This is a genomic window from Marinomonas sp. TI.3.20 (assembly GCF_038155025.1).
Lineage (GTDB): Bacteria > Pseudomonadota > Gammaproteobacteria > Pseudomonadales > Marinomonadaceae > Marinomonas > Marinomonas flavescens.
This window is the reverse complement of record NZ_JBAKAS010000015.1, coordinates 68,718-86,720: the sequence shown is the minus strand read 5'-3', so window position 1 is coordinate 86,720 and position 18,003 is coordinate 68,718. Positions and strand designations below refer to the sequence as shown.

Genomic DNA, 18,003 nt, shown 5'->3' with positions numbered 1-18,003 from the left:
ATCAGATAACTTTATTTTATATCTCTACGGGACAACTATACATTTTCAATTACATATTAAAGATATATCTAAGGGTGATATCTAGGGTTTTATTTGTTACGAATAGTTATGATAAAAATTAAATTCTTTTTTTATCAGTAGGTTAATAAAAATACAATAGGGCGTTCGTGCAGAATTTTGACGTATTTTAAGTGCTAAAACCTCTTAATAACCTTGGTTTATGTTTTTATTTTGTTTTATCAAGTTGCTCTAAAAACGTCTCAAGTACGAGGTTTGCCCGTGCACCTTTGCGTGTAATGGCGGAAAATTGCGTAATGTAATGGCATTCGTTTGGCAAGATGGCTCGCATACGACCTTCTTTAACCCAAAGATTGGCAACATGGTCGGGTAAAAAACCAATATAGCGCCCCGTTAAAATTAGGAAGGAAATACCTTCGCGATCGGTGGCTGTCGCCGTAGGGGTTAACGGGCTGTGCTGGGCTTTTGTATCAGGTGTTTGGGCATAAGCGGGTAAAACAGCGTCAAAATCTTTTAGTTTGGCTCTAGTGATATTTTTTTCCGGCTCATTAAAGAGCGGGTGAGTGTCGCTGCAATAAAGTAATGAGTGTTCTTCATATAGAGTGCGATAGTCTAAGCCACTGAGGATCTTAAGATCTGGGACTATGCCAACATGCAAGCGTCCATCAAGTACGCCGCGCTCCACATCGTTGGGCGGAATCATACGAATATTGATCGTTACTTGTGGTCCTTTGTCTTTTAGTGCCGCTAGGGCTTGGGTAATGCGAGTGTGCGGGAGCGTGACGAGATTATCAGTAATGCCAATGTTTAATTCCCCTTTTAAGTGTTGATGAAGGGCGTTGATATGAGTGCGAAAGTCTTCAAGAGAGGACAGTAATTGGAGTGTATGCTCATACACTTGGCTGCCCTCGTTAGTCAGAGAAAAACCAGACCGACCGCGCTGGCAAAGGCGAAACCCTAAGCGAACTTCTAGATCTGACATGGCAATACTGATGGCTGCTCGGCTAATATTTAGGTCAACTTCAGCGGCAGAGAATCCTCCACATTCGACGACTGTTTTAAAAATCCTCAGTATTCGTAAGTCGGCATCGCTTACTTGGCCTTGTATTTTTCTCATAGCTGTTTTCTCTCTATAGAGCTTTTTTTAGTTAATAAAGTGAATTAGTAAGTTAACTAAATAATTAACTAAAAGTTAATAAAATTATCTTTTATTAATCTATTCTCCTTGGCATAGTGATGTCAATCAAGTGTGTCGCAAAGAGAGTAGAGGCACTTAAATACGACTTTAAATTAATTTCATGGAGCGCATATGAAAACGATCGGACATTTAATTGGTGGTCAGTCATCTATCGAAGCGTCACGTACTCAAGACGTATTTAACCCTGCGACAGGCGAGGTCTCAAAAAAAGTGGCTATTGCGTCTAAGTCTACGGTTGAAGAAGCAATTGCTGCAGCACAAGCTGCGTATCCAGTGTGGCGTGATACTCCGCCATTGAAACGCGCGCGGGTTATGTTTAAGTACAAAGAATTATTAGAAAAAAATGCGGATAAAATTGCCGCTATGATCGGTGATGAGCATGGCAAGATCTGCCATGATGCCGCTGGTGAGTTGCAGCGTGGTATCGAAAATGTGGAATACGCTTGTGGCGCACCAGAATTGTTAAAAGGTGAGTTTTCAAAGAATGCAGGCCCGAATATTGATTCATGGAGTGAATTTCAGCCATTAGGTGTGGTAGCGGGCATTACGCCGTTTAACTTTCCAGCCATGGTACCTTTGTGGATGTTCCCAATGGCGATTGTCTGTGGTAATACCTTCGTTCTTAAACCATCAGAGCGTGATCCAAGTACGGCTCTTTATCTGGCTGAATTATTGGAAGAAGCGGGCCTTCCTACTGGTGTCATGAACGTTGTTAATGGCGACAAAGTGGCGGTTGATACATTGCTAGCGTCCAAAGACGTTAAAGCTGTTAGCTTTGTTGGCTCCACTCCAATTGCAGAATATATTTATGCGACAGCCAGCGCGAATGGCAAGCGTTGTCAGGCATTAGGTGGGGCAAAAAATCACGCCATAGTGATGCCTGATGCTGATATGGATAATACGGTTAATCAATTGTTAGGCGCCGCTTTTGGTTCTTCTGGCGAACGTTGTATGGCGCTTTCTGTTGCGGTTGCAGTGGGACAAGATGCAGGCGATACGCTTATTGCCAAGATGAAAGAAGCCATGGTGTCACTTAAAGTGGGCGAATGTTCCGATAAGAGCAATGATTTTGGCCCGGTGATTACCAAAGAGCATAAAGAAAAGGTGGTTGGTTTTATTGACAGTGCTGAAGTTCAAGGCGCCACAGTGGTAGTCGATGGTCGCAATCCTGTTATTAAAGGCTATGAAAACGGTTTCTTTGTTGGCGCTACCTTAATCGACAATGTGAGCAAAGAAATGGACTCTTACCAACAAGAAATTTTTGGACCTGTGCTGCAAGTGGTACGAGTTGATAGCATGGAAGAAGCGATGCAGTTGATCAATGATCATGAGTACGGAAATGGTACCTGTATCTTTACTCGTGATGGTGAAGCGGCGCGTTATTTTTCAGACAAAATTGAAGTCGGTATGGTGGGTATTAATGTGCCGCTGCCAGTTCCCGTTGCTTATCACAGTTTTGGAGGTTGGAAACGCTCATTGTTTGGCGATCTACATGCTTATGGCCCTGATGCGGTACGTTTTTACACGAAACGTAAAACCATCACTCAGCGTTGGCCGTCAGCGGGTGTACGTGAAGGTAAGAGCTTTGCTTTTCCTTCGTAAGTTAACCAATTAGGATTGAATTATTCACTCTTGAATTTAGGTTCTTGGATTTAAGTAATAAGTCCCAGCCCCTGCTTTTTTTAATCGCTAGAAACATTTTTTGAATGGTCGCTTACCACTTGGTAGCGGCCATTATTTTTAGCTTGGTAAAGCAGGCGATCTGCTCTCTTAAAGGCGTCTTCGAGTGCTTCTTCGCGTTTAGCCTGAATAAGACCAAAGCTGCAACTGATAGGAAGCTTCCAGTTAGGAATGTGTATTTGTTTAGGCATTTCCGCACACATTGTCTCAAGACGTTTTTCTATCATCTCAATGTCTACATTTGGCATAATAAAAAGGAACTCTTCTCCCCCCCAGCGACTGCAAATATCGGTATCTCGTAAGGTGCTTGATAGGTAGTTAGATATTTTAATTAAGACTTCGTCACCCACACTGTGGCCTAGTGTGTCGTTTATTTGTTTAAAATTATCCACGTCGACCAGGGCGATACAAAATGTCTTATCGTGATTGGCTAGTCGATTAAAATAATATTGCAGCATGCGTAGGCCAAAACGACGATTAAATAACTGGGTGAGGTCATCTCTTTCTGCGAGCTTTGCCATTTTTAAATATTGATTTTCATACATATAGCGTGACACGACGGCCACGCTAATAAAAGGAATGCTGGCCATTGCTAAATTGGTGATATAAAGAAAAAGATAGTGAGACTCTAATTGCGGCAGCTTTGCTTCAAAGCATATAGAGAGCCAGCCAAATACAATAATATTGATTGAGGCAATGGTAGCAGATAGTGTGATGGGTAGGGTTGGCACAGCGACCACTAACAAGGTCATAGGCCAAAGATAATACTGGAAGCCGGAAGCGGCACTTAAGGTTGTGGTGGCTAAAATGGTATGAGTGAGAATTGCAATAAATATTATTACTGAAGAGGCGTTATAGCGTGAGTGTTTGTTGAACCAAAGCGTAATAATCCATGTGGCCACACTGAAGACATTAAACCAAGCTAAAGTGGGTTGTTCTAAGTGGAGAAATAAGAAGATAAAAGCAAAATGGGTAAACGCACCAATTATTGAGATGGTATTGAAAATACGCAAATTTTGTTTTTTATAATTGAAAGCGCTTTGTGCGATGGAAATAAATTCCATCTCATCATTTTTGACCACGATTTTACCTTGTTTTATTATTCATAATATCAACTGCTAAGTTTACGTTAGCTTTGTGCAAAATGCCTAATAAACAGTACGACTAAAATACGGTGGGCTGTCACTAACATAGTTTATTTAGTAAACCATTTAGGAGACAGAGGCCTAAAATAAACATATTTTCCTCTTACTATTTGGTACTAAGTATCATTGGGTTTGTTCCTTCGCATATTTTGGACGCTTTATGAATCACAATAAAGACAGTGTTGTATGGCTTTTAAAAGTGTTATCTATTTTGTTTTCGTTTTCTTTAGTCGCTTGTTCAGGGCAGGCTATAAAGCCAACAACCGTTCCAGTTAATAGTGATCATCGTCTGAGTATTTATGTAGAAAATAACAAGGCTTATTTGTCTGGCGTGTTAGAGCCGGATTTACCCGATAAGTTAAAAGACATGATTCGTCAGCACCCAAATGTCACGGATATTATACTAGTGGATGTACCAGGAACCGATGATCAACAAGCAACGATGGAAGGCGCTAGGCTGATTCGGCGCTTTGGCTTAAACACCCACATTGCTGCGACTGGTTACGTACTTTCTGGTGGTGTTGATCTATTCTTAGGAGGGGTGAAAAGAACCATAGGAGCGGGAGCTGGGGTTGGCGTGCATGCTTGGTCAAATGCGATTGGTACAGTCGCAAGTAAGCTGAATAGATCGAATCCGATTCACGCTGCTTATGTTAATTTTTATCTTGAAATGGGCATTCCTGAACGTTTTTATTGGTTTTCTATTCAGGCCGCGCCAGCCAATCGCGTGTATTTTTTATCACCAGAAGAAATGTACGATTATAGATTAGTGACCGAATAGGCTTTATTTAACGAAACCGGACGAGGAGGCACTATGGAACAAATAGAGTTATTTGCCATTGAAAGTCCCTGTCGTGGCGTTTGTGAAAGTACGGCCAAAGGTTTTTGCAAAGGGTGTTTACGCAGCCGTGATGAGCGATTTAAGTGGTTTTCTTTGTCTAATGAAGATCGCCATCAGGTGTTGGATTTGTGTAGGCAACGTCGACAACGCTTATTAAAAGCCCGGCAAAAACGCCTTGAATTAGCGTCTTCTAAATCCTTGCCTTATGGCATGGAAGAAGAGGGTGTTGAATCTGAGCAAGAGGCAGCACAAGACGTATTTGTGTTAACAAGAGAGCCCTTTTATTAAGGGCTCTCCTTCTTACTTGCGACAAGGGCGCACTTGCTTACATAAGATAAGGGCAAATGCCGTGCTAACGATCAAAGATAGCGTCTAATGCTTCAGACAGACGCTCCACACCAATCACTTGCATGTCTGGTATCGGCTTTTTCGGACAATTGGCTTTGGGCACCACGGCTTTAGTAAAGCCGTGTTTAGCCGCTTCACTGATACGGTCTTGCCCAGAAGGAACAGGACGAATTTCTCCGGATAACCCTACTTCGCCCATGACCACCAAATCGTGAGGCAATGCTTGATCTCGAAAACTTGAAACAACCGCTGCAATAGCGGCTAAATCAGCGCTGGTTTCCAGTACTTTTACGCCACCAACGACGTTCAAATACACATCTTGGTCAGAGGTTAATAAGCCGCCATGCTTGTGTAATACTGCGAGTAACATGGCCAGACGATTGTGGTCAAAACCAACGGTGACGCGCCTAGGGTTGCCAAGGGCAGAATCATCAACAAGGGCCTGTAATTCCACTAATAATGGCCGAGTTCCTTCCCAGACAACCACAACCAAACTGCCTGCCGCCGGATGACTGCTGCGATTTAAGAAAATAGAGCTAGGATTTTTAACTTCTTTTAAACCATTTTCTAACATGGCAAAAACGCCGAGCTCATTAATTGCCCCGAAGCGGTTTTTCATGCCTCGTAGCGTACGAAAACGAGAGTCTTCTGAGCCTTCGAGTAAGACGGAGCAATCCACCATGTGTTCGAGGACTTTTGGTCCAGCAAGCGATCCATCTTTGGTGACGTGGCCAACAAGCAGTACGGCCGTTTGCGTCTGTTTAGCAAAACGCGTGAGCACGGCAGCGCTTTCTCTCACTTGTGAAACACTGCCGGGCGCAGATTCGACGCCATCTAAGTGCATCACTTGAATGGAGTCAATCACCATGACGCGAGGCTTTACTTGTTGAGCAATGGTTAAAATGCTTTCTACATTGGTTTCACTAAGCATTTTCAAGTTCTTCGTCGGCAAGCCAAGACGTTGCGCACGCATCGCGACTTGCTGTAAAGACTCTTCCCCCGTGACATAGAGTGCGTCTTGCTGTTGAGCAAGCCAGCACATGGTTTGCAGCAACAAGGTACTTTTACCAGCCCCTGGGTGGCCGCCAATTAATACCACACCGCCAGGTACTAACCCGCCGCCTAACACACGGTCAAACTCGCTGGCTCCTGAACTAAAGCGTGGAACATCGCCAAGATCGACCTCTGATAAATCCTGAACTCCCGTAATAGCGCCTGCATACCCTTGATAACGAGGGTCTTGATTAGCTGATACGCGCGCCGAAGTCTTGCTTGAGGTTAAACGGATTTCTGACAGTGAGTTCCAAGCGCTACAGGCTTGGCATTGGCCTTGCCATTTGGCGTAATCGGCACCACATTCATTGCATACAAACGCTGTTTTTGCTTTAGCCATAGGAGAGTCTTATTCATTGTCAAAGCCCGCATAGTTTCGCGGGCTTTTTTTAGTCGTTTAAGTGATGGCACTAAATATCATAAAAATTATTTAGTGATGATGTCACTCGTCCAATTGATAGAGTATAGATCGGTGCGGCGATCTTTTAAGTTATTTACTGAGCCTTCACTGCGTGTGCGTTTTAATTTGTCCAAATCCAAATCAGAAAACATGATCATCTCTGTGTTTGGTGTGGTTTCGGCCATGATTGCATCGTGCGGATAAGAGAAATCCGAAGGTGAAAATACCGCGCTTTGTGAGTATTGAATATCTAGGTTTTCTACCTGAGGTAAGTTGCCACAGCTGCCACAAATAACGGAGTAGCATTCATTTTCGATGGCACGCGCTTGGGCGCAATTACGCACACGTAGATAGCCGTTTTTGGTGTCTGTCCAGAATGGCACAAACAAAATGTCCATGTCTTGCGTTGCCAACAGGCGCCCCAATTCTGGAAATTCCACATCGTAACAAATCAAAATACCAACGCGACCAGCATCAGTATCAAAGACTCGCAGATCATTACCACCTTGAATAACCCAGTCACGGCGTTCGTGCGGTGTGATATGGATTTTTTTCTGTTCTTCAACGGTGCCATCACGACGACATAAATAACTTATGTTGTAAGTGGTTCCATCTTCCATTAATGGCATGGATCCGGTAATAATGTTGATGTTGTAGCTGACGGCCATTTGTGACATTTCTGTCTTAAAGCGTTCTGTGAAACTAGCAAGAAAGCGAATCGCTTCCGTTTGGTTTCTTTGATCTGGGCTTAAGCCAATTAATGGCGCGTTGAAAAACTCAGGAAAAACCGCAAAGTCACTCTTATAATCAGAGACGGCATCCACAAAGTATTCGACTTGTTTTAACATCTCATCGACACTTTCTACTTCCCGCATTTGCCACTGTATTGCGCCGATACGAACTTGTGTCTTACGGGATTCAATGACTGTTGTTTCCGGTTCGTAAAAAATGTTCTTCCATTCAAGTAGCGTGGCATAGCCTTCAGATTTTTCGTCTTCAGGCAGGTAGCTTTTTAAGAGTCGCGTCACTTGGAAGTCATTGGACAGCTGGAAGGACAAAATAGGGTCATAAATTTTACGTTCACGAACCGCTTCTAAGTAGAGCGCTGGCGACATTTCGTCTGAATGTTTGTGGTAACTAGGTATGCGGCCGCCGGCTAAAATAGCGCGTAGGTTATGTTGACGACAAAGCTCTTTGCGAGCCTCATATAAGCGTCGACCAAGACGAAATCCGCGATATTCTGGATGAATTAACACATCTAAGCCGTACATTGCATCGCCCGCACGGTCATTCAAAATGGTTTCTTTGCGACCAATTAAATCGTCATACGTGTGCGGGTTGCTGAAACGTTGATAACTCACTTGCACAGACAGCGCAATACCGACAATTTTTTCGTGATCTTCAAGACAAATTTGTCCTTCTGGGAAGTCGCCAATGAGCTTGTTTATAGTGTGCTCTGGCCAAGCGCCACCGATGTCGTCGTAAATTCCGTCCATGAGTACTTTGACTTGATCATAATCGTCGTTAGTCAGATTACGAATCTTTAAATGCATATCTTCAGACATGGTGACCTCTTATCTTGTGTGCCGCAGCATAGCGTATTGAGTTGCGTCGGTTGGGTTTCATAGTTAATGCGGGCGATTGACTGTATATAAAGTAGCTTACCAGAAAAAAAGAAAACCCCGCCGAAGCGAGGTTTTTTATTTAAACTATTTTCTAGCGTGATTCTAGAAGAGCAAGGTTACTTAACTTTTATTGAATTCAGGGTACGCTTCCATACCGCATTCAGAAAGGTCAACACCTTCGTATTCTTCTTCTTCAGTAACTCGTATGCCCATTACCGCTTTGATGATTAACCAAACGATCAAGCTTGTTACGAATACCCAAACAAAGATAGTTAATGCGCCGGCGATTTGACCAAAGAAAGTCGTACCGCTGTTAGTTAGAGGAACCGCTAATAGACCCCAAAGACCAACCACACCATGAACAGAGATAGCCCCCACTGGATCATCAATTTTTAGTTTATCTAGAGTAAGGATCGCAATAACAACAATCAGTCCACCGACAACACCAATTAAAGTGGCGCTTAATGCAGATGGTGTAGAAGGTTCTGCAGTGATAGCCACAAGGCCAGCCAATGCACCGTTTAATAGCATAGTCAGATCGGCTTTACCGAACAAGATACGGCCTAGTAGAAGGGCGGCAACAGCGCCACCAGCAGCCGCAGCGTTAGTGTTCAAGAACACCATAGCAACTGAGTTTGCACTGGCAATATCGCCAAGCTTAAGAACAGAACCACCGTTGAAACCGAACCAACCCATCCAAAGGATGAAAGTACCCAGTGTCGCTAATGGTAGGTTAGCACCAGGGATAGCGCGGACTTCGCCGTTAGGGCCATATTTTCCTTTACGAGCACCCAGTACCAATACACCAGCAAGTGCTGCAGAAGCGCCTGCTAAATGAACAATACCGGAACCTGCGAAATCAGAGAAACCAATGTCGCCAAGGCTGAACATACCGAATACAGATTTACCACCCCATGTCCAAGATCCTTCCATTGGGTAAATAAAGCCTGTCATAACAACCGCAAACACTAGGAATGACCAAAGCTTCATACGTTCCGCTACAGCACCAGAGACGATCGACATAGCCGTCGCAACGAATACTACTTGGAAGAAGAAGTCAGAAGCCGTAGCGTAAATAGATCCGCCTTCGAAACCGCCTTCACGACCGGCAAAATCAGCCAGTGTTTTATTAACGTCTACATCTTGGATGCCCGTTAGGAACCAAGTGCCGCCGTACATTACTGCGTAGCCGCAAATAAAGTACATGATGCAAGCGATTGCATACAGTGCCACGTTTTTGGTAAGAATTTCTGTGGTGTTTTTAGAGCGCACAAGGCCCGCTTCTAACATGGCAAACCCAGCTGCCATCCACATTACTAAGGCACCCATTACTAGGAAGTAAAAGGTATCCATCGCGTATTGTAATTGAAAAATTTGATCTTGCATGTTTCGCCCCCCTAAAGGCTAATTAGATACGAGCGAGCGTTAAACTGCGTCTTCGCCAGTTTCGCCGGTACGAATACGAACCGCTTGTTCAAGGTTAACGATAAAGATTTTACCGTCGCCGATTTTTCCAGTATTAGCTGCACCAGAAATGGCTTCTACCACTTGGTCAGTCATGTCGTCAGCAATCGCAAGTTCGATTTTTACTTTTGGTAGAAAATCCACAACGTATTCCGCACCGCGGTATAGTTCTGTATGACCTTTCTGACGTCCGAATCCTTTCACTTCTGTCACGGTAATACCTTGTACACCGATTTCAGAAAGTGCTTCTCGAACATCATCGAGTTTAAATGGTTTGATGATGGCAGTTATAAGCTTCATACCCACAGTCTCCTTTAAAAGTCTGTTTTGTTGTCGTATCGCAGGTAATAGTCTTTATTCAATATGCGTGCCACATTACCAAAACCCTTATGGCAAAAGGGCTGTGCTGTTAAGTCGTTGTAAATGAGGAAGCAAAAAGGTCGTGTCGCGGTCTTTTTTGGTGCGAGTGGTAGGGCTGCTTTTAGGTGGTTTTGCATCTATGTGGTGCGTGTTTTCTTGTTTACTGATCTATTAAGCATTTTTGTTATCTATTTGCTCTTAAACCGAAATGTCTGTGTGCATTCATTAATGGCGGTGCTTTTTATCTCTACATACATGCGGGTAAAGTGTGTCTGTTTTATTTTACTGCACAAAAATCACGCGTATAGACGTTATTACGAAGAGTCATTCCGCGATTTAATAGCGTTATTTAACTAATTATCCAAGACAGAGATAGTGTGGGCTTCTATACTATGAGGTAAATAGCATGAAGTAAGAGGGGCATATGATCGATCAGTTTATTAAGCAATTAGGTTCAGGACTAGAGCACACAGTCGACATTTTGGGAAAGTTACCAAAGGAAGAAATTCAGACACAATTACATCAGGTCGCAAAAAACACGCTGACTAAGATGGATTTGGTGACTCGTGAAGAGTTTGAATTGCAAGCGGCTATGCTGGGTAAATATCGTGAACGTTTGGTTATGTTGGAAGCGAGGATCGCAGAATTAGAAAAAACGGCAGACGCCTCAGAACCTAAAAAAGCCCCAGCGAAAAGAGCATCTGCTAAACAAACCGTGGCGAAAGCAGATACTGACGAAAAATAGTATTTTTATAGGCTGGCTAGCCTTGTTGTTATGACTGCCAGCCTTGTAACCAATGCTCAGAAGATTTCAGGTCATGCCAAGGAAGGGTGTATTGTTTTCGTGTTAGTACGGCTTCGAGAATGCACTCAATCACGTTTTCTTGTTCATCTTTGATGAGCTTGGTGACAATGAAATGCTTCTCTTTTTGTTCGGGTGACGTCGATGTCCATTTCGACAGCGGTAATTTGTTTGGATTAATTTGGTTCATCGTGTGCTCCAGCAATAGAATAGGTTTGTGTAAAAACAAACGTTGGTTAATGGGTTATACGTGTAAATCTTCGAGCTGGATGGCTCGATTTAATAAAAGATCAAGGAGTGATCGTGAGCTTAGCAACTATCTATGGCCGTGCCCGAGTTGGCGTGGCGTCCCCACTGGTTACGGTAGAAACTCATATATCCAATGGCCTACCTTCGCTAAATATTGTTGGCTTGCCGGAAGCGGCGGTTCGAGAGTCGAAAGACCGCGTACGCAGTGCAATCATTAACAGTTGTTTTGAGTTCCCAACCCGCCGCGTCACCATCAATTTAGCACCCGCAGATTTGCCCAAAGAGGGCGGTCGATATGATTTAGCCATTGCTATTAGTGTGCTTGCAGCCTCTGGTCAATTGGGCGACGTGAATCTACGTGTTTTTGAATTTATTGGCGAGCTTGCCTTGTCTGGTGAAATACGTGGCGTGCCTGGTCTGTTGCCGTCGGCGATTGCGTGTCATGAATCTGGTCGGCAGCTTATTTTACCCGCGGACAATCAGTATGAAGCGGCGTTAGTTGAAGGGGATTCTGTGTTTGCATCCCAATTAACGCAAGTTACTGCGCACTTACTAAAGTTATCCCAATTACCCACTTGTGTTAATGACCCCATAAAGAAAACAATCGTTAATCATAAAGATATGAAGGATGTAAAAGGCCAGTATCAAGCCAGAAGAGCGTTAGAGGTTGCGGCGGCTGGAGGTCATAACCTCTTATTTATTGGCCCTGCAGGAACAGGGAAAACCATGCTGGCATCGCGTTTGCCTAGCATTATGCCAGCGATGACCGAGAGCGAAGCCTTGGAAGTCGCCTCTGTGCAATCTGTTGCAGGACGTAAAATGGGAGTGGATTGGCACTGGTCAGAGCGCCCATTTCGTTCGCCTCATCATTCTAGCTCGGCCGCAGCATTGGTAGGAGGCGGTTCCATACCTAAACCGGGGGAAGCCTCGTTAGCCCATTGCGGTGTTTTGTTTTTGGATGAGCTGCCAGAATTTGATCGCAAGGTATTAGAAGTACTGCGCGAACCATTAGAAAGTGGAGAAGTGCATATTTCCAGAGCGCGTGGGCAAGTGACGTTTCCAGCGCGTTTTCAGCTGGTGGCCGCGATGAACGCCAGTAATGAAGCTTATACCGGTGGGCAAGATTATTACCAATCTAGTGCGAGTCAGAAATACCTTAAAAAGCTTTCAGCGCCTTTCTTAGATCGAATTGATTTACATGTGGAAGTCCCTCCTTTGCCTTCGAGTGTGTTGGTTAATGCTCAAGAAGAAGGTGAAAGTAGTGTTGCGATTCGACAAAGGGTTGAGCAGGCCGTGGCGCGTCAGCGGGCCCGCCAAGGTGTTCAGAATGCGCAATTGTCAGGTCGTCAACTGGAGTCGATTTGTGCGCTTAATGAAGAAGATAAAGCGTTTATGCAACAGGCGTTGGAAACCTTAAAGTTATCTGCCCGTGCCTACCATCGTGTATTAAAAGTGGCGTTAACCTTGGCAGATCTAAATGGCACAGAAGTAATGAGGGCGCATTTAATGGAATCGCTAAGCTATCGAAAGATGGAAAAAACCTTAGTAGGTGCTGTGACAAACTAGAGTTAGCATTAAAACCTGTATTAAATCATCGAGGACTACTATAAGCAGGATTAATTGCTTTTTTCAGTCGTGATCTTTTTGTTTACATATTGATACCATTTACCTATCCGGTACAATCCCTTCTCACTGGAGGGAGATAGGCCTATTTTCGGGCATTTTCTATTCGGTTTCTTATAATAATGACATATATGGTGCTATTGGCATTGCATGTTTTTAATGTGTGATACCAGTAATACATCTATCGGAGTAGTGGGTTATGGTTATCCAGTTGTTTCCTTTGTGGGCGGTATTGTTATCCGCGTTGGCGTATTTTCAGCCTTCTTTATTTGTTGATCTTAAGTCGCAAATTATCCCTTTATTAATGATTATTATGTTGGCCATGGGATTAACACTTAGTCCTAAGGACTTCAAAGAAGTGCTTAAAAATCGCAAAGCAGTCATGGTGGGGGTTTTATTACAATTCCTAATTATGCCTATTGCGGCTTTTGGTGTGGCTTTCTGCTTTGGGTTTAATACTCAATTAACGGTAGGTATGTTGCTTGTGGGCAGCGTAGCTGGCGGAACGTCTTCTAACGTCATGTGTTATTTGGCAAAAGGTGACACCGCCTTGTCAATTTCCATGACGGCCATTTCAACTTTACTTGGCGTGGTATTAACACCTTTCCTTGTGTCTTTGATGATTGGAACGAGTGTCGATGTACCCGCTATGTCGATGTTGTTAAGCCTGGTTAAAATAGTCTTGGTGCCGGTGGCAGCAGGTGTATTGATCAATGTTTTCTTTTCTGACTTTGTCCGCAAAGCAGAAGTGGTTTTACCTTATATTTCGATGTTTGCCATTGTATTGATTATTGCCATTGTGGTGGCTTTAAGCTCTTCGCGCCTAGCAGAAGTCGGCCTGATTGTTGCGGCGGCGGTTATTATTCATAACGCAATTGGTTTAACGTTGGGTTATTGGGTGACGTACTTATTGGGCTTCGACAAACGTGTTTGTCGAACGATTGCTTTTGAAGTTGGCCTACAAAATTCAGGGTTAGCGGCTGCATTAGCGATTAAGTTCTTTAGCCCTGTTGCTGCATTACCAGGTACTTTGTTCAGTGTTTGGCACAATATTTCAGGTTCTTTGTTGGCAAGTTACTGGAGCCGACGTCCTGTTGAAGAAACTAAGTCAGAGACGAACGATTAATATCGATTTCTACGGTAATAACTTAGCATAATAAAAAGGGAGTGATGAAAATCGCTCCCTTTTTTGTAGGCGTTTATTTGTCTCAAGAAAGCACTAAGCTTGTGCGAGGAAAGACAGAGTCAGGTACACTAGGTGCTGATTTTTATAGTGGTAAAACCAGAGTGTGTCATGAGTGAATCCTTACCTTCCATATCCCAGCGTTTACGAAATCTCAATGAGCGACAACTTGATGCGGTGAAAAAAATTGATGGACCATTATTGGTGCTCGCTGGGGCTGGGTCGGGTAAAACCAGTGTAATCACCACTAAAATCGCCTATTTAATACAAACTTGCGGCTTTAAAGCCAATAGTATTATTGCGGTAACCTTTACGAACAAAGCAGCTCGCGAAATGAAAGAGCGGGTTGTTAGTATGCTCTCCAAGCAAGAAAGTCGTGGCCTTAGTATTTCGACGTTTCACCGCCTAGGCTTAAACATCTTAAGAAAAGAGTTTCGTAAAGCGGGCCTTAAAGAGGGTTTTACTTTATTTGATTCACAAGATTCCCTGTCGCTGATTAAAGAAATTCTAAACAAAGAATTTAACGAGCAAACCGACGCCGCGGCTTTTTGCCAGACCACTATCTCTAATTGGAAAAACGATTTAACCACGCCACAAGAAGCCACTATGAACGCCGATACGGAAGAGTTTCTGTTGGCGTCGCAAGTGTATGTGCAATATCAGCGTTATTTACGCGCTTACAATGCGGTGGATTTTGATGACTTGATATTATTGCCAGTGAGCCTCTTGATGGCCGACGAGCCATTGCGTGATAAATGGCAGAAAAAAGTGCGATATTTGCTGGTGGATGAGTGTCAGGATACGAATGCCAGTCAATATGAGCTGATTCGCTTGCTGGCAGGTTACCGTCGTTGTTTCACCTTAGTAGGAGACGACGACCAATCTATTTATGCTTGGCGTGGCGCTCGTCCGGAAAATCTTGAACGCTTATCGGTTGATTACCCTAATTTAAAATTGGTGAAGTTGGAGCAAAATTACCGTTCTACTAAGACCATTCTTAAAGCGGCCAATACCTTAATTGCCAATAATCCCCACGTTTACGATAAAGCGTTGTGGAGTGACTTGGGCGAGGGCGATCCAATTCGAGTAATGGTAACGCGCAACGAAGACGCCGAAGCAGAGCGAGTAGCCGCGGAGATACAATCTCGCCATTTACGTCATGACATTCCTTATCGGGATTTTGCGATCTTGTATCGTGGTAATCACCAAGCACGGCTACTGGAAATTAAGCTCCAAGCTTACCGTATTCCTTATAAAATGAACGGTGGTACTTCGTTCTTCTCGCGAGCTGAAATCAAAGATTTAATGGGGTATTTACGTTTGCTGGTAAACCCTGCTGACGATAATGCCTTTTTGCGTATTGTTAATTTACCTCGCCGCGAAATTGGTCCTGCTACATTGGAAAAAGTGGGTAATTTGGCGACTCAACGAAACGTGAGCCTATTTGAAGCATCGGGTTATAAAGAGCTCGAAGAGTCGGTATCGGGTCGACCGTTGAAGAGTTTGCATGAGTTTGAGCATTGGATGTCAACTTTACGCAAGCGTCTGGAAGGGGCTTCTCCTGTGCCAATTATCGAACAAATGATTTTTGACATGGATTATTATAGTTGGATTCAAGAGCAGTCTAGTTCGCCTAAAATGGCAGAGCGTCGCATCGAAAACGTGCGATTCTTACTTGAATCGATTCAACGCATGATGGAAACCGCGTGGGAAGAAGATGAAAGCGCAGGCTTAGATCAAGCCATTAGTAAGCTATTGTTGATTGATATGCTAGAGCGCCAAGAAGAGGAAGAAGACGAAGATAAAGTTCAGCTTCTGACGTTACACGCATCTAAAGGCTTAGAGTATCCGCATGTATTCTTGATTGGTTGTGAAGAAGAATTGCTACCACATCGCAATAGCATCGAAAATGATGACATTGAAGAAGAGCGTCGTCTGGCGTATGTGGGCATTACACGAGCAAAACGAACTTTATGTATTACGCTTGCCGCAAAACGTCGACAGTATGGCGAAGAAATTGATTGTTTACCCAGCCGTTTCCTAGATGAATTGCCAGAAGAGGATCTTGTCTGGGAAGGGCGTAGCGATGAGTCTGAAAGCGTTAAAAAAGAGCGCGGTCAAGCCTCGCTATCTGCTCTTAAAGCCATGTTGAATTCTTAATAGAAAATAGTAAAAAAGAGACCTAAAAGTCTCTTATTTACTAACCTACAGAAATCGCCTACTGGCTTTTATCTATCATGTATTGAATCGTGTGTTTTAGCTCTTCATCGGTACAGTTTGAACAAATACCTCTTGGTGGCATAGCGCCAACACCTTTAATGGCGTCCTTCAGTAGAGTGTCCATGCCTTTAGCGATATGAGGCTGCCATTCTTTAATATTGCCGACACGAGGTGCGCCTGCTGCGCCAGTAGAGTGACAAGCGATGCAATACGTGTTGTAGATTTTCTCGCCGGCTCGGCCTGTGTACTCCTTCGCAGGTGCCACGTTAGCGACTGGCGTTGCTACGGCATCTTGTTGGCACGATTGCCTTTTAATACAGACTTTTCCGACTGGCGCGATGCGAGCTTCAATGGCGTTGGTGCTTTGCTCATTGGCGTGAGCCATATTGGCCAAGAACAGTGCGCTGCCAATCAACAGCAGACGATGAAGAGATAGTGAAGGAAATAGCGTCACAAGAAATCCTTATGTCATAAAAAGTCGAAATATAACGCTAAGTATACCGTTAAAGCGCCAGCAGACCGTAAAAAAATTACGCTAGTTTGACCCGCATCTGACCACTAGATTGATTAAATTAGAAACGGTTCATCGAAGCACAGGCAGGCACAAAACGAAGACTTAAAAAATAAATGGAGAATATTCCAGCTTTCTGGCGTTTAACACTAGAATCCTCAGTGTTTTCCTTTAGAATACGCCTATTAAATCCACTCACCGTGGATTGATTAAATGTAATGCATCCGTAGCTCAGCTGGATAGAGCGTCGCCCTCCGGAGGCGAAGGCCGGAGGTTCGAACCCTCTCGGGTGTACCATTTATTATAATGTTTACCATCGATATACCCCCTGTATTTACTGGATTTCATAGAAAATCCTTTCCCCCCTTCTTTGAGTCTATACAACACATTTTTTCTTCATGGGACAAAACTTGGGCCATATTGTGACCAAAATGATGTTTTGGCTATTTTGGGAGTTAATTATCTCTTCGCTTAGTTCTCTTCTTTCTGAATCACGTTTTTGTCATCCAACTCTTTTGTTTGTGCGTAAAGTCTATGGTGTTCTTTTTTAGTATTACGCATTTTAAACAAAGGGGGTTGTATGATCAGGGTTCATCACTTGGAGCAGTCTCGATCACAGCGAGTTATATGGTTGTTAGAAGAGTTAAAGCTGGACTACGATGTTGTCTTATATAAGCGGGACCCTGTCACTATGGCAGCGCCAGAATCGTTAACTAAGGTTCACCCACTTGGGAAGTCCCCTGTGATCACTGATGGGGCGTTAACGGTGGCTGAGTCGGGCGCTATCATTGAGTATTTAATTGATCGATATGACAAGGATGGATGTTTGAAGCCTCTCGATGGTCAGGCATTGTTGAATTATCGCTATTGGCTGCATTTTGCTGAAGGGTCTTTAATGCCTTTATTGGTGATGAAGCTGGTGCTTACCAAAATGGCGACCAGCCCCATGCCTTTTTTTGTTAAACCGATAGCCAAATCTATTAGCCAAAAAATCCAATCTGCTTTTATTGAGCCTAGGTTGACCCCGCAGTTGCAGTTTATTGAACAAACATTAACGAAACATACATGGTTTACGGGTGAGTCATTAACAGGCGCCGATATTCAAATGAGTTTTCCTTTGATGGCGGTGAGTACCCGCTTGGATATATCCCAGTACCCTAATATTTTCCGCTTTTTAAAACAGGTTGAAGCGACAACGGGATATAAAAACACGATGAAAAAGCAGGATATGTTGCTGGGTTATAAAGGGGCAGAGATAACGCTCTAGTCATACTATTAAGGTT

At 43.7% G+C, this 18,003-nt stretch carries 16 protein-coding genes and 1 tRNA gene; 9 read left to right on the top strand and 8 right to left on the bottom strand.

Annotated elements, in window-relative coordinates:
- Window positions 1–226: 226 nt before the first annotated feature.
- Entirely contained in the window at window positions 227–1,135 is a 909-nt protein-coding gene (locus V6259_RS14825; RefSeq protein ID WP_341585150.1) for a LysR family transcriptional regulator, read from the bottom strand.
- A gap of 192 nt (window positions 1,136–1,327) precedes the next feature.
- On the opposite strand from V6259_RS14825, the gene V6259_RS14820 reads away from it, so the two are divergent.
- Entirely contained in the window at window positions 1,328–2,818 is a 1,491-nt protein-coding gene (locus tag V6259_RS14820) for a CoA-acylating methylmalonate-semialdehyde dehydrogenase (RefSeq protein ID WP_341585149.1), read from the top strand.
- An 80-nt stretch (window positions 2,819–2,898) separates the two neighbouring features.
- Here V6259_RS14820 and V6259_RS14815 read toward each other — a convergent pair whose 3' ends face one another.
- Window positions 2,899–3,978, bottom strand: a complete 1,080-nt coding sequence (locus tag V6259_RS14815; RefSeq protein ID WP_341585148.1) for a GGDEF domain-containing protein — start codon at window positions 3,976–3,978, stop codon at window positions 2,899–2,901.
- Window positions 3,979–4,201: 223 nt separating this feature from the next.
- On the opposite strand from V6259_RS14815, the gene V6259_RS14810 reads away from it, so the two are divergent.
- Together V6259_RS14810 and V6259_RS14805 are read left to right on the top strand one after the other, a co-directional pair.
- Window positions 4,202–4,822, top strand: a complete 621-nt coding sequence (locus tag V6259_RS14810) for a COG3904 family protein (RefSeq protein ID WP_341585147.1) — start codon at window positions 4,202–4,204, stop codon at window positions 4,820–4,822.
- Window positions 4,823–4,855: 33 nt separating this feature from the next.
- On the top strand, window positions 4,856–5,170 hold the full coding sequence (locus V6259_RS14805) for a DUF1289 domain-containing protein (protein ID WP_341585146.1): 315 nt from the start codon (window positions 4,856–4,858) through the stop codon (window positions 5,168–5,170).
- Between the two features lie 64 nt (window positions 5,171–5,234).
- On the opposite strand, the gene radA is transcribed toward V6259_RS14805, so the two are convergent.
- The 4 genes from radA to glnK all read right to left on the bottom strand — a co-directional run bounded on the left by radA (window position 5,235) and on the right by glnK (window position 10,072).
- On the bottom strand, window positions 5,235–6,623 hold the full coding sequence (gene radA, locus V6259_RS14800; RefSeq protein ID WP_341585144.1) for a DNA repair protein RadA: 1,389 nt from the start codon (window positions 6,621–6,623) through the stop codon (window positions 5,235–5,237).
- Window positions 6,624–6,709: 86 nt separating this feature from the next.
- Window positions 6,710–8,248 (bottom strand): carbon-nitrogen hydrolase family protein, encoded by a 1,539-nt coding sequence (locus V6259_RS14795; protein ID WP_341585143.1) that lies wholly within the window; start codon window positions 8,246–8,248, stop codon window positions 6,710–6,712.
- A gap of 180 nt (window positions 8,249–8,428) precedes the next feature.
- Window positions 8,429–9,694 carry an ammonium transporter gene (locus V6259_RS14790; RefSeq protein WP_341585142.1) on the bottom strand — a complete coding sequence of 422 codons (1,266 nt, stop codon included), beginning with the start codon at window positions 9,692–9,694 and terminating at the stop codon, window positions 8,429–8,431.
- Between the two features lie 39 nt (window positions 9,695–9,733).
- Entirely contained in the window at window positions 9,734–10,072 is a 339-nt protein-coding gene (glnK, locus tag V6259_RS14785; protein ID WP_133002648.1) for a P-II family nitrogen regulator, read from the bottom strand.
- A gap of 484 nt (window positions 10,073–10,556) precedes the next feature.
- Between glnK and V6259_RS14780 the strand changes: the two genes are divergently transcribed.
- The gene (locus tag V6259_RS14780; RefSeq protein WP_341585140.1) at window positions 10,557–10,877 is read left to right on the top strand and encodes an accessory factor UbiK family protein; all 321 of its coding nucleotides are present in this window, start codon (window positions 10,557–10,559) and stop codon (window positions 10,875–10,877) included.
- 28 nt (window positions 10,878–10,905) lie between these two features.
- Here the strand turns inward: V6259_RS14780 and V6259_RS14775 are convergent, their stop codons facing one another.
- Window positions 10,906–11,124 (bottom strand): TIGR02450 family Trp-rich protein, encoded by a 219-nt coding sequence (locus V6259_RS14775; RefSeq protein WP_341585139.1) that lies wholly within the window; start codon window positions 11,122–11,124, stop codon window positions 10,906–10,908.
- A 113-nt stretch (window positions 11,125–11,237) separates the two neighbouring features.
- On the opposite strand from V6259_RS14775, the gene V6259_RS14770 reads away from it, so the two are divergent.
- The 3 genes from V6259_RS14770 (at window position 11,238) to rep (ending at window position 16,149) form a co-directional block, all read left to right on the top strand.
- The gene (locus V6259_RS14770; RefSeq protein WP_341585137.1) at window positions 11,238–12,749 is read left to right on the top strand and encodes a YifB family Mg chelatase-like AAA ATPase; all 1,512 of its coding nucleotides are present in this window, start codon (window positions 11,238–11,240) and stop codon (window positions 12,747–12,749) included.
- A gap of 256 nt (window positions 12,750–13,005) precedes the next feature.
- Window positions 13,006–13,932 (top strand): bile acid:sodium symporter family protein, encoded by a 927-nt coding sequence (locus V6259_RS14765; RefSeq protein ID WP_133013267.1) that lies wholly within the window; start codon window positions 13,006–13,008, stop codon window positions 13,930–13,932.
- A gap of 168 nt (window positions 13,933–14,100) precedes the next feature.
- Window positions 14,101–16,149 carry a DNA helicase Rep gene (gene rep, locus V6259_RS14760; RefSeq protein WP_341585136.1) on the top strand — a complete coding sequence of 683 codons (2,049 nt, stop codon included), beginning with the start codon at window positions 14,101–14,103 and terminating at the stop codon, window positions 16,147–16,149.
- A gap of 58 nt (window positions 16,150–16,207) precedes the next feature.
- Here rep and V6259_RS14755 read toward each other — a convergent pair whose 3' ends face one another.
- Entirely contained in the window at window positions 16,208–16,663 is a 456-nt protein-coding gene (locus V6259_RS14755) for a c-type cytochrome (RefSeq protein ID WP_341585134.1), read from the bottom strand.
- A gap of 277 nt (window positions 16,664–16,940) precedes the next feature.
- On the opposite strand from V6259_RS14755, the gene V6259_RS14750 reads away from it, so the two are divergent.
- Both V6259_RS14750 and V6259_RS14745 read left to right on the top strand, forming a co-directional pair.
- Window positions 16,941–17,017: transfer RNA gene (locus tag V6259_RS14750), tRNA-Arg, on the top strand.
- Window positions 17,018–17,300: 283 nt separating this feature from the next.
- Window positions 17,301–17,987 carry a glutathione S-transferase gene (locus V6259_RS14745; RefSeq protein WP_341585133.1) on the top strand — a complete coding sequence of 229 codons (687 nt, stop codon included), beginning with the start codon at window positions 17,301–17,303 and terminating at the stop codon, window positions 17,985–17,987.
- The last annotated feature ends 16 nt before the right edge of the window (window positions 17,988–18,003 follow it).

Excerpts from the sequence above, each read along its gene's own strand:
- rep (WP_341585136.1), top strand. The coding sequence starts at position 14,101 with ATGAGTGAATCCTTACCTTCCATATCCCAGCGTTTACGAAATCTCAAT.
- V6259_RS14745 (WP_341585133.1), top strand. The coding sequence starts at position 17,301 with ATGATCAGGGTTCATCACTTGGAGCAGTCTCGATCACAGCGAGTTATA.
- V6259_RS14775 (WP_341585139.1), bottom strand. The coding sequence starts at position 11,124 with ATGAACCAAATTAATCCAAACAAATTACCGCTGTCGAAATGGACATCG.
- V6259_RS14765 (WP_133013267.1), top strand. The coding sequence starts at position 13,006 with ATGGTTATCCAGTTGTTTCCTTTGTGGGCGGTATTGTTATCCGCGTTG.
- V6259_RS14820 (WP_341585149.1), top strand. The coding sequence starts at position 1,328 with ATGAAAACGATCGGACATTTAATTGGTGGTCAGTCATCTATCGAAGCG.
- V6259_RS14795 (WP_341585143.1), bottom strand. The coding sequence starts at position 8,248 with ATGTCTGAAGATATGCATTTAAAGATTCGTAATCTGACTAACGACGAT.
- glnK (WP_133002648.1), bottom strand. The coding sequence starts at position 10,072 with ATGAAGCTTATAACTGCCATCATCAAACCATTTAAACTCGATGATGTT.
- V6259_RS14810 (WP_341585147.1), top strand. The coding sequence starts at position 4,202 with ATGAATCACAATAAAGACAGTGTTGTATGGCTTTTAAAAGTGTTATCT.
- radA (WP_341585144.1), bottom strand. The coding sequence starts at position 6,623 with ATGGCTAAAGCAAAAACAGCGTTTGTATGCAATGAATGTGGTGCCGAT.
- V6259_RS14790 (WP_341585142.1), bottom strand. The coding sequence starts at position 9,694 with ATGCAAGATCAAATTTTTCAATTACAATACGCGATGGATACCTTTTAC.
- V6259_RS14780 (WP_341585140.1), top strand. The coding sequence starts at position 10,557 with ATGATCGATCAGTTTATTAAGCAATTAGGTTCAGGACTAGAGCACACA.
- V6259_RS14805 (WP_341585146.1), top strand. The coding sequence starts at position 4,856 with ATGGAACAAATAGAGTTATTTGCCATTGAAAGTCCCTGTCGTGGCGTT.
- V6259_RS14825 (WP_341585150.1), bottom strand. The coding sequence starts at position 1,135 with ATGAGAAAAATACAAGGCCAAGTAAGCGATGCCGACTTACGAATACTG.